Origin of the sequence: Novosphingobium sp. (genome assembly GCF_041905565.1) — a bacterium.
Classification (GTDB): Bacteria; Pseudomonadota; Alphaproteobacteria; order Sphingomonadales; family Sphingomonadaceae; genus Novosphingobium.
This window is the reverse complement of sequence record NZ_JAYRKX010000017.1, coordinates 49,244-62,996: the sequence shown is the minus strand read 5'-3', so window position 1 is coordinate 62,996 and position 13,753 is coordinate 49,244. Positions and strand designations below refer to the sequence as shown.

Below are 13,753 nucleotides of genomic sequence, written 5' to 3'. Positions count from 1 at the left end.
CCCACAGGGTACCTTAAACGGGTGGTTGGGCCGGGGGAGCGGGCCGGCCAGGCCAGGAAAAGCCGGATGGCTTTTCCGCACCGGCGTGAGCCGGAAAGGAACACCAAACCTTGCCCAAACGGCTCATCGCACCTAGCTAACCAGCATGGCAGACCCCTATTCGATCCTCGGCGTGGCTCGCGGCGCGAGCGAGAAGGACATCAAGTCCGCCTATCGCAAGCTGGCCAAGGAGCTTCACCCGGACCGCAACCAGGACAACCCCAAGGCCGCGGAGCGCTTTTCGGAAGTGACCCGCGCCTATGACCTGCTGTCCGACAAGGACAAGCGTGCCCGGTTCGACCGGGGCGAGATCGACATCGACGGCAACCCCACCGGCGGTTTCGGCGGCGGCAGCCAGCGCGGCTTCCGCGCCGATGGCTTCGAAGGCTTCGGCGGCGGTGACGGAATCGACATCGGCGACATTTTCGAAGGCCTGTTCGGCGGGCGCGGCGGCATGGGTGGAAGCCCGGGCGGCGGCCGGCGCGCCGCACCCAAGGGCGCCAACGTGGCCTACAAGCTGGGCGTTTCGCTGCCCGATGCGGCCACCCGCGCGACCCAGCGGATCACCCTGTCCGATGGCAAGACGATTGACCTGAAGCTGCCCGCCGGGGTGGAAGACGGCACCCAGATGCGCCTCGCCGGCAAGGGCGAGCCCGGCCCCGGCGGCGCAGGCGACGCGATTGTCACGATCCACCTGCAGCCCCACCCCTTCTTCAAGCGCGATGGCGACAACCTGCGGATCGACGTGCCGATCAGCCTGGACGAGGCGGTGAACGGTGCCAAGGTCAAGGTGCCGACCGCCGATGGCGCGGTGATGCTGACCATTGCCCCCGGCACCAGCTCGGGCAAGACGCTGCGGCTCAAGGACAAGGGCTTTACCCGCAAGGACGGCACGCGCGGCGACCAGCTGATCACGATCGAGGTGCAGTTGCCCGAAAACGATCCGGACCTCGTCCAGCGGCTGGAAGGGTGGCGCGATCCGCGCAACCTGCGCGCGAAACTGGGCGTCTGACCGCGTGGAGGAGCGCCCGGCAGACGAGGCGCACCCGCTGCCCGACCTGTCCCCCGAAGCCCGCCGCCGCCGCGCCGAGCACTGGCAGGAAGATTTGCAGCAGACCGCCGACACCCATTTCGGGCCGCAGGGCCGGTTCTGGGGCACGCGGTTGTTCCGCGTGGTGCAGCGGGTCTGGACCGGGGCCTGGCATGACGGGTTCATCCACGCCGGCAACCTGGCCTACATGGCGATCCTCTCGCTGTTTCCGTTCTTCGTGGTCATCTCGCTCGTCACCTCGCTGATCGGCGAGGAAGGGCAGCGCGTCGCCTCGGTCCATACTTTCCTGCTTGCAGTGCCGCCGGTGGTGCGCGCCGCGCTGGAACCGGTGGCGATGGACGTGGTCACGGCGCGGTCGGGCTGGCTGCTGTGGGCGGGCGGACTGGTCGGGCTGTGGACCGTGGGCAGCCTGATCGAGACGATCCGCGACATCCTGCGCCGCGCCTATGGCACGGGCCAGGCGGCCGCCTATTGGCGCTACCGGCTGATTTCCACCGGGGTGACCGTAGCGGCGGCGGCGCTGCTGATCGTGGCGCTGTTCGCCCAGGTCGCAATTGGCGCGGCGCAGGAAGTGATCGCCGCCTGGTTTCCGCGCGCGGGCGGATGGATCGCCACGCTGGGCACCTCGCGGCTGGTCCCGGCGCTGGTGCTCTACGCCTCGCTCTACCTGCTGCTCTTCACGCTGACCCCCACCGCCTACCGCGCCCGCGCCTATCCGAAATGGCCCGGCGCGCTGCTGGTCACCGGCTGGTGGGTGGCGGCGATGGGCCTGCTGCCCACGGTGCTGGCGCGCTTCTTCACCTATGACCTGACCTATGGCAGCCTGGCCGGGGTGATGATCGCGCTGTTCTTTTTCTGGCTTGTCGGGCTGGGCATGGTAGTAGGCGCTGAACTGAATGCGGCATTGGCGGTCACGCCGGAGGAGCGGGACATGGCCAGCCATGCCGTAACGGAACGAGACGCCGGATAAAGGGATGGTGGCAATCGGATGACTGGATTGATGCAGGGCAAGCGCGGGCTGATCATGGGCCTGGCGAACGACAAGTCGCTGGCCTGGGGGATCGCCCAGAAGCTGCACGAAGCGGGGGCGGAACTGGCCTTTTCCTACCAGGGTGAAGCGCTGGAAAAGCGCGTGCGCCCGCTGGCCGCCAGCCTGGGCAGCGATTTCCTGATCGATTGCGACGTGTCCGACATGGCCGCGCTCGACACTGCCTTTGCCACCCTGGCGGCGAAGTGGCCGACGATCGACTTTGTGGTCCACGCGATCGGCTTTTCCGACAAGAACGAGCTGCGCGGCAAGTACTGCGACACCAGCCTCGACAACTTCCTGATGACCATGAACATCTCGGCCTACAGCCTGGTCGCCGTGGCCAAGCGCGCCCGGCCGATGATGGCGCAGGGCGGCTCGATCCTGACGCTGTCCTACTACGGCGCGGAAAAGGTCGTGCCGCATTACAACGTGATGGGCGTGGCCAAGGCGGCGCTGGAAACCAGCGTGAAGTACCTGGCGAATGACCTTGGCCCCGAAGGGATCCGCGTCAACGCGATCTCGGCCGGGCCGATCCGCACGCTGGCCGCCAGCGGGATCGGCGATTTCCGCTACATCCTGAAGTGGAACGAGCTCAACTCACCGCTGCGCCGCAACGTGACGATCGAGGATGTCGGCGGTTCGGCGCTGTATCTGCTCAGCGACCTGGCATCGGGCGTGACGGGTGAGACCCACCACGTCGACGCGGGCTATCACCTGGTCGGGATGAAGCAGGAAGACGCGCCGGACATCGCGCTGAGCTGACAGGCCAGGATCAGACCTATCCAACGCCGTCACCCCGGGCTTGACCCGGGGTCCAGCTTCTTGCCCCGCTAACCAAGGCAGCTGGAGCCCGGGTCAAGCCCGGGGTGACAAGAGTTATCGTCAGGCAGCGGGAACCAGCACGCCTCGCCCAGCCTGAAACGCAAAATGCCCCTCCGGCCGGGAGAGGCATCTTGCGTTTCTTTACCTGTTTGCGGGGGCGTTCAGCCGCCGATCTGGACCTGCGCCTCGCGGCCGTCGCCCTGCGGGGCGGCGATGATATCGCGGGTGACGCTGCCCTTGGCAACGGTGTTGGTCAGCGGATCGCCCACGGTCGAGCGGATCGAGTTGGCCGCCGTGCCGGCGCGGTTGCCGGCGTTCTTTTCCACTTCGCTGCGCGGCGCGGGGGCGCCGAACAGGGCGTCCTGCGCCTGGGTGGCGGTGTTGCGATCCGACGGGCGCGGCGCGCCGGGGGCCGGCGGGGTCAGCGCGAAATCGGGCGGGATCACCAGCGGAGCCTGGCGCTGCACCGCGAATTCATCGGGCCGGTCGCGATTGAACAGCCCGCCGCCACCGCAGCCGGACAGCATGGCCGAAGCGCCGGCAAGGATCAGGATGGCGGAAATCTTGCGCATGTGAATTAACTCTCCGTGGCGGGCTTGCCCGCGTTGTCCTGCTTTTCGCGCGAAAGGAAGGAACGGGCAAGGATAATCAGGACGCCGAGGGTGATCGCCGCATCGGCCAGGTTGAAGATCAGGAAGGGGCGCCATTCGCCGATGTGCAGGTCGGCATAGTCGACCACGAAGCCGAAGGTCATCCGGTCGCGGATGTTGCCCAGCGCCCCGCCCAGCACCAGGCCCAGCGCGGTCACTTCCGCCGCGGTCTTCTCGCGCAGCAGCCAGACCAGCACGACGAGCGCGATCCCCGCGGTAAGCGCGACGAGCAGCCAGCGCATTTCCATCGAATCCGCCGTCAGCATGCCCAGCGACACGCCATAGTTTTCCGCCCAGGTCAGCCGGAAGAACGGGATCAGATCGATCGACCCGACCTGCCGCAATTGCAGCGGCACGCGCACCAGCCACTTGATCCACTGGTCCGCCGCGAAAATCACGGCGGCCAGGCCAAGCCCAAGCAGACGGAGGCGGACAAGCGGGTTCATCAGGCGGCGTCCATGCCCGACACAACCTGTTCGCAGCGTGAACAGAGCGCGCCGTCCTCGCTCACGTCAGGCAGGTGCCGCCAGCAGCGCCCGCACTTGTGATGGGCGGTGCGGGTGACGGAAGCAGATTCACCGAAGTTGACGGTTGAAACTATCAGTAGTTCAGCCATCAGACTCTCGCGTCCTGATACGATTGGGGATGGATAACTGACGTCAACTTCAAGACTTGAGCCAATCACCTTGTCCCTACGCAACAATTCAATTTCCTTTTGAACTGCTTCACGAACGCGGCGCAACGCCTCCCATTCACTTAGTTGAGCCCCTTCGACGACGCTTGGCTTATCGAACGCAGCAGATTCAAAAATTTCGCCAATGGAAGGCACTACCGGCCATTCCAGCAGGTGCACCGACCCGCCATCGGGATAGCGGCTGCCCCACACTTCTTCCGCCGTGAACACCAGCACCGGCGCGGCATAGCGGATCAGGGCGTGGAACAGTGTGTCGAGCACCGTGCGGTAGGCCATCCGCTTGGGATCGTCCGCCGCATCGCAATAGAGGCAGTCCTTGCGGATATCGAAGAAGAAGGCCGAGAGGTCCTCGTTGCAGAAGTCGGTCAGCGCGCGGACATAGCTGTTGTAGTCATGGTCCTCGACCGCCGTGCGCAGCGCCGCATCAAGCCGGGCGAGCAGCGCCAGGACATAGCGTTCCAGTTCCGGCATGGCGGACACGTCCACCCGCTCCGCCTCGCTGAACCCGTCGAGCGCGCCGAGCAAGTAGCGGAAGGTGTTGCGCAGCTTGCGGTACTGGTCGGCCACCCCTTTCAGGATTTCATCGCCGATGCGGTGGTCTTCGGTGAAGTCCACCGACAGCGCCCACAGCCGGATGATGTCCGCGCCGTAGTTTTCCATGACCTTGAGCGGGTCGATGGTGTTGCCCAGCGACTTGGACATCTTCATGCCCTTGGCGTCCATGGTGAAGCCGTGGGTCAGCACCGCCTTGTACGGCGCATGGCCGCGCGTGGCGCAGCTTTCCAGCAGGCTCGACTGGAACCAGCCGCGATGCTGGTCAGAGCCTTCGAGGTACAGGTCGGCGCGCGGGCCAGTGTGGCCTTCGCCGCGCAGCAGATCGGGCCAGCGGCCGCTTTCCAGCACGAAGGCATGGGTGCTGCCCGAATCGAACCACACATCCAGAATGTCGCTGACGCGCTCGTAATCCTCGGCCCGGTAATCGCTGCCGAGGTATTCCTGCGCGCGGGCATCGCTCCACGCATCGACGCCAGCCGCGCGCACTGCGGCGATGATCCGGTCGTTCACCGCCGGATCGTTGAGGTACTGGCCGGTCTTGCGGTTCACGAACAGGGTGATCGGCACACCCCAGGCGCGCTGGCGCGAGAGCACCCAGTCAGGCCGCCCTTCGACCATCGAGCCGATGCGGTTGCGGCCCTTTTCGGGGACGAAGCGCGTTTCCGCGATCGCCTGCATCGCCGCCTGGCGCAGCGTCGGCGCATCGGCGCGCTGTTCCTCAACCGGGTTGATCGCGCCGCCTTCGGCTTCCCAGCCCTGCTCGGCCCCGCTCTTGGGTTCGATATGGGCCATGATCTTGTCCATCGGCACGAACCACTGCGGCGTGCAGCGGAAGATCACCTTGGCCTTGGACCGCCACGAATGCGGGTAGGAGTGCTTGTAATCGGCGCTGGCCGCGAGCAGCGCGCCGGCTTCGCGCAGCGCAGTGCAGATCGGGCCGTCCGGCGCGTTGAACTTGGGATTGATGACGCTGCCTTCGCCGCCCAGCCACAGCCAGTCGGCGCGGTACTTGCCGTCGCCTTCGACCGCGAAGACCGGCTCGAGCCCATGTTCCTTGCACAGCAGGAAGTCGTCCTCGCCGTGGTCGGGGGCCATGTGGACCAGGCCCGTGCCGCTGTCGGTGGTGACGAAGCTGCCCGGCAGGAACGGACGCGGGCGGGCGAAGAAGCCGCCCAGCGCGTGCAACGGGTGGCGGGCCACGGTGCCGAACAGCTGCGCGCCGGGGATCCGGTCCGCGTCCTGTTCGACCGTCAGTTCCAGCGCGCCTTCGGACAACTGCCCGGCATCGCGCGCCAGCCGCGCGGCGAAAGCTTCGGCCAGGTCCGCCGCCACCAGGAAGCGGCCGTTGTCGAGGCTGGCCAGCGCCGCGTTGGTCTGGGTGTAGCGGGCGAGCGGGGTAGCGCCATCGCGCACCGCCAGCCGGCTGGTGACCACCACGTATTCGACCTCCGGCCCATAGGCCAGGCCCTGGTTGGTCGGGATCGTCCACGGCGTGGTCGTCCAGATCACCGCATAAGCGCCCTTGAGCGCCGCGACCGGGCTTTCGGTGATTTCAAAGGCCACGTCGATCTGGGTCGAGGTGATGTCCTCGTACTCGACCTCGGCTTCGGCCAGCGCGGTCTTTTCGACTGGCGACCACATCACCGGCTTGGCCCCGCGATAGAGCATGCCGTTCGCGGCGAACTTCAGCAGTTCGGCCACGATCGTCGCTTCGGCCTGGAAATCCATGGTCAGGTAGGGGTTGTCCCAGTCGCCCATGATCCCCAGCCGCTTGAGCTGTTCGCGCTGCACGTCGACCCAGCCCTGGGCATAGGCGCGGCATTCGGCGCGGAATTCCTCGGCCGGAACCTCGTCCTTGTTGCGCTTCTTCTTGCGGTACTGCTCCTCGACCTTCCATTCGATCGGCAGGCCGTGGCAATCCCAGCCCGGCACATAGGGCGCATCATAGCCCTGCAGGTTGCGGGTGCGGCAGACCATGTCCTTGAGGATATGGTTCAGCGCATGGCCGATATGCATGTCGCCGTTGGCATAGGGCGGACCGTCATGCAGGATGAACTTGTCGCGCCCGGCGCGGGCTTCGCGAAGCTTGCGATAGAGGTCTGATTCCAGCCAGCGCGCCAGAATGCCCGGCTCCTTCTGGGGGAGACCGGCCTTCATCGGGAAGTCCGTCTTCGGCAGGAAGACGGTGGAGCGATAGTCGCGCTGTTCAGTCATAGCGCGCGGGCCTTAGCCGGGGTGGCGGCTTTGCGCAATTTCTGATGGCATCGCCGGCTATCGTCCCAGCAGGTTGCGCGCCTGGCTGGCGACCTGGGCCAGCATGGCCGGAGCCACCGGCACCGCCGCCTGCGCGCGGGCGACCATGGCGCGGAACTGGCGGATCGCGCCGTCCTGCGCCCCGGCCCAGCGTTCCACCGCCTGCAAGGCGTCGCCATCCCGGCCCATCGCGCGGCGCAGGAAATCCAGCCGCATCTGCTGGAAATCGCGCGCCAGGCCGTTGACCAGCAGGCGTTCCCACGGGTCGGACGGGCTCATCCGCGCGGCGGTCATCTGCGCCCAGTCGAGCCCGAGGCGCGCGCCCAACTCGGTAAAGCCGCGGGTGATCGCGCTGGGCGACTGGCCGCTGTCCTGCGCCAGCCGCGCCAGCCCGATCGTGCCGTCCAGGTCATACAGCGTGGCAACCATGCCCGCTTCGGCGTCCGGCGCGCCGAGCGCGGCCAGATCGGCGCGCATCCGCTGCGACTGGGCCAAGGCCTCGCCCGAAAGCAAGCCATTGGCGGAACTGCGCAGTTCCGCCACGCCCGCCCCAAGCTCCGCAACCAGCCGCGAGGGCTCGAGCGTGCCAAGCCCGACCCGCAGCAGGTCGGCCATGTGATCGGTGGTGGCGGCCGCCGCGCGGTCGAACAGCTGGATTCGCGCCGCTTCGGGCATCGCCGTGTCTTCCAGCGCCTGCCACACCGCGTCCAGCCCGAGCAGCCGTTCCGCCGCGACAAAGGCGGCGACCACCTGCGGCAGGGTCACGCCCTCTTCCTCGGCCAGCTCGAACGGGTGGATCAGCCCCAGCCGGTTGATCAGGCGGTTGGCCAGCTTGGTCGCAATGATTTCGCGGCGCAGGCGGTGGCCCAGGATGTCCTCGCGGAACGCGCCGCGCATCGGCTGCGGGAAAGCGCCGAGCAGGTCGGCTTCCAGCCCCGGATCGTCCACCAGTACGCTGTGTTCCAGCGCGTCCTGCAGCACCAGCTTGGCGCTGGACAGCAGCACGGCCAGTTCCGGCCGGGTCAGCCCCATGCCGTCCGCCGCGCGGCGGGCCAGCACGTCGCCTTCGGCGAGGCCTTCGGTCTTGCGGTCAAGATGCCCGCCCGCTTCCAGCTGTTCGATCAGGCGCAGGTGCGATGCCGTGGCCGCCGCGCCGCCGGCCTGGGCGATCGACAGCGCCAGCGCCTGGAGCCGGTTGTCCTCCAGCACCAGTTCGCCAACCTCATCGGTCATCTTCACCAGCAGCTTGACGCGCCCGTCCTCGTCCAGCCGCCCGGCGCGCTTGGCCCCGGCCAGCGCGATCTTGATATTGACCTCGTTGTCGCTGCAATCGACCCCGGCGCTGTTGTCGATGAAGTCGGTGTTGATCCGCCCCCCGGACAGGGCAAATTCGATCCGCCCGGCCTGGGTGCAGCCCAGGTTCGCGCCTTCGCCGATCACGCGGGCGCGCACCTGCCCGCCATCGATCCGCAGCGCGTCGTTGGCCGGATCGCCCACCTGGACGTTGTTTTCGTGTGCCGCCTTCACATAGGTGCCGATCCCGCCGAACCACAGCAGATCGACCTGCGCTTTGAGGATCGCGGTGATCAGGCTGTCGGGATCAATCGCATCGACTTCCAGCCCCAGCATCGCCTTGACCTGCGCACTGAGCGGAATTTCCTTGAGACTGCGGGCGAAGACGCCGCCGCCCGCTGAAATCAGCGCCTTGTCGTAATCGTCCCAGCTCGAGCGCGGCAGGGCGAACATGCGCGCGCGTTCGGCCCAGCTTTTCGCCGCATCGGGTTCGGGATCGAGGAAGATGTGGCGGTGGTCGAACGCTGCGACCAGCCGAATCGCCTTCGACAGCAACATGCCGTTGCCGAACACGTCGCCCGACATGTCGCCGCAGCCCGCGACCCGGACCGGATCGGTCTGCACGTCGACGCCCAGTTCGAGGAAATGGCGCCGCACCGACAGCCACGCGCCCCGGGCGGTGATGCCCATGGCCTTGTGGTCATAACCTTTCGAGCCGCCGCTGGCGAAGGCATCATCCAGCCAGAAGTGGTGTTCATCGGCAATCGCGTTGGCCGTGTCGGAAAAGGTCGCGGTGCCCTTGTCGGCGGCGACGACGAAGTACGGGTCTTCCCCGTCGCGCACGACCACGCCCTTGGGATGGGCAACCTTGGCGCCCTGGATGTTGTCGGTGATCGACAGCAGGGTGCGGATGAACAGCTGGTAGCTGGCCTTGCCTTCGGCCAGCCATGCATCGCGGTCCCGCGCGGGATCGGGCAGCTGCTTGGGATAGAACCCGCCCTTGGCGCCCGTCGGCACGATCACGGCGTTCTTGACCCGCTGGGCCTTCATCAGCCCCAGGATTTCGGTGCGGAAATCGTCGCGCCGGTCGGACCAGCGCAGCCCGCCGCGCGCCACCGGCCCGGCGCGCAGGTGAATCCCTTCGACCCGCCGCGAATAGACGAACACCTCGCGCCAGGGCACAGGGCGGGGCAGGCCGGGAACCAGCGCCGAATCGAGCTTGAAGGCCAGCGCCTCGGCCCCCGCCGGGGCAAAGGCATTGGTCCGCAGCATGGCTTCAACCACGGCGCGGTACTGGCGCAGCAGCCGGTCATCATTAATCGCGGCGACGCGCGACAGGCCGTCGCGGATCGTCTCCTGCGCCTCGGCCTCGGCCTCGCCGCGGTCACGCTTGAAGTGCGGGTCGTGGCGCGCGACAAACAGCGCGACCAGCCCGCGCGTCACCACCGGGGCGTGTTGCAGCGCATCCACCGCGGTCGGCACCGAATAGTTGAGCCCCGCCTGACGCAGATAGCGATACCACGCGCGCAGCCAGTTGGCCGCGCGGGCCGACAGGTCGACCGTGGTGATCAGGCGGTTGAACGGATCATCCTCCGCCGCGCCGTTGAGCACGTCGGCCAAGGCCGCCTCGATCGTCGCGGCGCGCGCCAGCAGGGCGGGTGCCTCGACCCCGGCGGGCAGGGCCAGGGTGAAATCGTGGATCGTGCCCATCCGGCCCTGGTCGAGCTCGGTCGGCAGGTCCTCGATCACGCGGAAGCCGAAGTTCTCCAGCGCCGGGACCGCATCGGACAGGGCCAGCGCACCGTGGCGCTGATACAGCTTGAGATGCAGTTCATCGCCCTGATCCGTACCGCGCAGCAGCATCCGCACCCCGCGGCGGGGGCCGTCCTCGCCCTCGGCCGCCAGGCGGCGCAGGCGGGCGATGTCGGCGGCGGCCTCGGCTGGGCCGAACTCGCTGCGGTAGGACAGCGGGAAGCTTTCGGCGAAGCGCGCGGCAATCGCCGCCGCGCGCGAAGCGTCCTCGCCCTGGGCGATTTCCGCCTCGACCGCTTCGGCCCAGCCGCGCAGCATGGCCTGGAGCCGCGCATCAAGCGCGGCCTCGTCCGGCAGGACGAAGACTTCGGGCAGGTCGAGCACGAAGCGCAGCAGCGCAAGGCTGCCTTCAACCTGCAGCGTCCAGTCGAGCACCGGGGCCTGGCAGGCCTGTTCGAGCATCGCCGCGACCTGTAACCGCGTCCCGGTCGACATGATGTCGCGCGGCAGCCAGACGAAGGCATAGGCGTGCCGGTCCAGCGGGGCCGTGACCATCACCAGCCGGGCGCGGGGCCGGTCGGTCAGGCTCATCGTGGTGGTGGCAACGCGTTCGAGATCGGCATCGTCGAAGCAGATCAGCAGGTCGTGCGGCAGCGCGGTCAGCGCATGGACCAGCGCCTTGCCGGCGTGACCCTGCGGGGCAAAGCCGAAGCGGCGGGTCAGTTCGGCCAGCTGCGCGCGGATCCGGGGCACCTGGGTGGGCTGTGCGCCCAGCGCGGCGCTGGTCCAGATCCCGGCGTGGGCGGACAGCGCGGTCAGCTGGCCATCCTCGTAGATCGGCAGGATGAACAGGTCGAGCGGGCTGCGGCGGTGGACATTGCTGATGCGGTTGCTCTTGACCACCAGCGGGGCGCGGGCGCCCTTCTTCGCGCCGTCGAACCAGGCAAAAGCGCGCTCCCACGACACCGGGCCCAGCAGCACCTTCGCGCTCTTGCGGCAGATGCCCAGCGCGCCGGTCTGGCTGCCGTCGCGGCGGCGCACCAGGTGGCCGAGCTGGGTCAGCATGCCGTCCTTGAACCAGCGCAGCAGCGCCGCGCCTTCACTGTCGGTGCAGGCATCGGCGTCCTGCGCCATGGCCTGCTGCATCGCCGGCCAATCGGCCACGGCGGCGCGGACATCAGCCAGGGTCGCTTCCAGCGCGTGCTCCACCTGGCGGCGCACCTTGGCATCGGCGCGTTCGGTTTCGAGGTAGACCATCGATTCGCGCTTTTCGCCGGCAGCCTCGCCATCGACGACCTGGGTCAGCCGGCCGTCACCATCGCGCCGCACCGGCAGCACCGGGTGGACCAGCCGGTCGATCGCCAGGCCGTGGGCGGCAATGGTGGTGGCGATCGAATCCACCAGGAACGGCATGTCGTCGTTGATCACCGCGATCCGCATGAAGCGTTCGCCCGCCGCGCCCGAGACGGTCTCGATTGCCAGCGCAGGTTCGCTGCCCTGGCGCGTGGCGGCGGCGGCCAGCACGAAATCGGCAACGCTGGCCAGTGCTTCGGGGGTGAAGGGCTGGTCACCGGGCAGCAGGGCGGCAGCGATCCGCTGCGCCAGGGCCTGGGACAACTGCTGGTCGGCGCCGTGATCGGCGGGCTTCGCGTTCATCGCTTGCACTCTCCTGTCGGCGGTCTGCTCCGCCGCTCCTGCCTGTTATAAAATTGCTATTGCTTGTAGCATTTTTACGCAGTCTAAGCGCAAGTGGTCTCCGTTGCAACCAGTTGGCGCTAGGGAAAGCACCCTAGTTCAGCGCTTTTGCCGTTAGTTCGAGCGACTTGTGGCGGGCGATGGGGTCATAGGTCGCCCCGGCGACGATCAGCTCGTCAGCCTGGGTCCGCTCGACGAACCGGGCGATCCGGTCATGCACCGTGGCGGGCGAGCCGACCGCACTGGCCTGGCGCATGTGTTCCAGCATGGCGAGCGCCGACGGCGGCAGGCTTTGGCGGTAACCCGGCACGGGCGGTTGCAGCCGCCCCGGAGTGCCGCTGCGCAGGGCAACGAAGCTCTGGTCCATCGAACTGGCCAGCAGCACGGCTTCCTCGTCGCTGTCCGCCGCGATCACGGTCATCGCCGCCATGGCATGGGGCCGTTCCAGCCACTGCGAGGGGCTAAATTCCTTGCGGTAGAGCGCCAGCGCGGCATCGAGGTGATCGGGCGCGAAGTGCGAGGCGAAGGCATAAGGCAGCCCCAGCATCGCGGCAAGCTGCGCCCCGAACAGGCTGGAGCCGAGCATCCACATTTCGACCTGCGCGCCGTAACCGGGGGTGGCGCGCATCGCCAGTTCTGGCTCGCCCGTCAGCAACGCGCGCAGTTCGACCACGTCGTGCGGGAAATTCTCGGCCGAGCGCATCAGGTCCTTGCGCAGCGCCTGGGCAAGTCGGCCATCGGCCCCCGGCGCGCGGCCCAGCCCGAGATCGACGCGCCCGGGAAACAGCGCATCGAGCGTGCCGAACTGTTCCGCGATCACCCAGGGGTTGTGGTTGGGCAGCATGATCCCGCCCGAACCGATCCGGATGGTGGAGGTTGCCTGGCCGATGTGCGCCAGCACCACGGCAGTCGCGCCCCCGGCAATCCCGTCCATCGCGTGATGTTCGGCCACCCAGAACCGCTTGTAGCCCGCCGCTTCCGCGCAGCGGGCCAGCGCGGCGGCATCGTGCAGGGCTTCGGACACGGTGCCGTTTTGACGCACCGGGACGAGATCGAGGACGGACAGCGGGATCATCACCGCGATGGTGCGGCGGCGGGCCCCAGTTGGTCAAGATATTGCTGCGCGCGGCGCGCCAGATCGCTGCCGGGCGCGGCGTGGATCACCGAGGTGAAGCTTTTCCGCGCCGCCTCGTCACGCCCGCCCAGCGCGGCGATGACGCCCGCTTCCAGCCCCACTTCGGGATCGAGCGGGGCGAGCGTGGCGGCCTGCTGGATCTGCGTCTGCGCTTCGGCCAGCTTGCCCTGGCGGCGCGACAGCGTGGCGGAGAGCAGCCAGCCCTGCGCTTCGGCGGGCGCGCCGCTGCGCGCTTCGGCCAGGGCGGCGGCGGCATCGCCATCGCGGCCCAGCGCGACCAGCGCGCGGGCACGGTCGATCGACAGCAGCGCGGTAAGGGCAGCGTCCCCCGCCCCCAGCGCATCGCCATGCGCCCGGTCGAGCGCGGCCAGCGCCATGTCGGGCTTGCCCGCCGCCAGCGCGGCATTGCCGGCCATCCCGCCCAGCCGGGCGATCTCCACCCGCTCGTTCGCGGCGCTGGCATCGCGCGCGGCGAGGAAGGCGGCGGCGGCTTCGTCCCACTGCTCCTGCGCGGACAGGGCCACACCCAGGCACCGGCCCGGTTCGGCCCGGGCCGAGCCCTTGGCCGTGTCGAGCCAGGCCCGCGCCTGAACTACTGCGGCAACCGGGGCGGTGCGCGACAGGTCCAGGCATTGCTGGAGCCGGCTGGGCGGCAGCGCCTCGGTTTTCGTATCGGTCTTGCGGCGCGGGATTTCCAGCGGGGCGCGGGGCAGCGGCGGGGCGTTTCCGGCCTGCAGGGCGAGCGGCAGGAACAACAGGGCGGCAAGCGGCATGGGCACTCCGG

The 13,753-nt window shown here is 68.3% G+C and carries 9 protein-coding genes; 3 read left to right on the top strand and 6 right to left on the bottom strand.

Going from position 1 to position 13,753, the window contains the following annotated elements; translation table 11 throughout:
- Positions 1-145 precede the first annotated feature (145 nt).
- From ACE3N9_RS13605 to fabI, 3 genes are read left to right on the top strand one after another with little or no spacing between them, the layout of a single operon-like run.
- Entirely contained in the window at positions 146-1,051 is a 906-nt protein-coding gene (locus ACE3N9_RS13605; protein ID WP_374284460.1) for a DnaJ C-terminal domain-containing protein, read from the top strand.
- Between the two features lie 4 nt (positions 1,052-1,055).
- Positions 1,056-2,060 (top strand): YihY/virulence factor BrkB family protein, encoded by a 1,005-nt coding sequence (locus tag ACE3N9_RS13600; protein ID WP_374284458.1) that lies wholly within the window; start codon positions 1,056-1,058, stop codon positions 2,058-2,060.
- An 18-nt stretch (positions 2,061-2,078) separates the two neighbouring features.
- Entirely contained in the window at positions 2,079-2,882 is an 804-nt protein-coding gene (gene fabI / locus ACE3N9_RS13595) for an enoyl-ACP reductase FabI (RefSeq protein WP_374284456.1), read from the top strand.
- 221 nt (positions 2,883-3,103) lie between these two features.
- On the opposite strand, the gene ACE3N9_RS13590 is transcribed toward fabI, so the two are convergent.
- The 6 genes from ACE3N9_RS13590 to ACE3N9_RS13565 all read right to left on the bottom strand — a co-directional run bounded on the left by ACE3N9_RS13590 (position 3,104) and on the right by ACE3N9_RS13565 (position 13,742).
- Complete coding sequence (locus ACE3N9_RS13590) at positions 3,104-3,514, bottom strand: DUF3035 domain-containing protein (protein ID WP_374284454.1); 411 nt, start codon at positions 3,512-3,514, stop codon at positions 3,104-3,106.
- Positions 3,515-3,519: 5 nt separating this feature from the next.
- Positions 3,520-4,038, bottom strand: a complete 519-nt coding sequence (gene lspA, locus ACE3N9_RS13585; protein ID WP_374284452.1) for a signal peptidase II — start codon at positions 4,036-4,038, stop codon at positions 3,520-3,522.
- Positions 4,038-7,055 carry an isoleucine--tRNA ligase gene (gene ileS, locus ACE3N9_RS13580; protein ID WP_374284450.1) on the bottom strand — a complete coding sequence of 1,006 codons (3,018 nt, stop codon included), beginning with the start codon at positions 7,053-7,055 and terminating at the stop codon, positions 4,038-4,040. Before ileS ends, lspA begins: the two co-directional genes overlap by 1 nt.
- 57 nt (positions 7,056-7,112) lie before the next feature.
- Positions 7,113-11,795 carry an NAD-glutamate dehydrogenase gene (locus ACE3N9_RS13575; RefSeq protein WP_374284448.1) on the bottom strand — a complete coding sequence of 1,561 codons (4,683 nt, stop codon included), beginning with the start codon at positions 11,793-11,795 and terminating at the stop codon, positions 7,113-7,115.
- A gap of 133 nt (positions 11,796-11,928) precedes the next feature.
- Positions 11,929-12,909: an LLM class flavin-dependent oxidoreductase gene (locus ACE3N9_RS13570; protein WP_374284445.1), complete on the bottom strand. Its 981-nt coding sequence runs from the start codon at positions 12,907-12,909 to the stop codon at positions 11,929-11,931.
- On the bottom strand, positions 12,909-13,742 hold the full coding sequence (locus tag ACE3N9_RS13565; protein WP_374284443.1) for a hypothetical protein: 834 nt from the start codon (positions 13,740-13,742) through the stop codon (positions 12,909-12,911). Before ACE3N9_RS13565 ends, ACE3N9_RS13570 begins: the two co-directional genes overlap by 1 nt.
- Positions 13,743-13,753 lie beyond the last annotated feature (11 nt).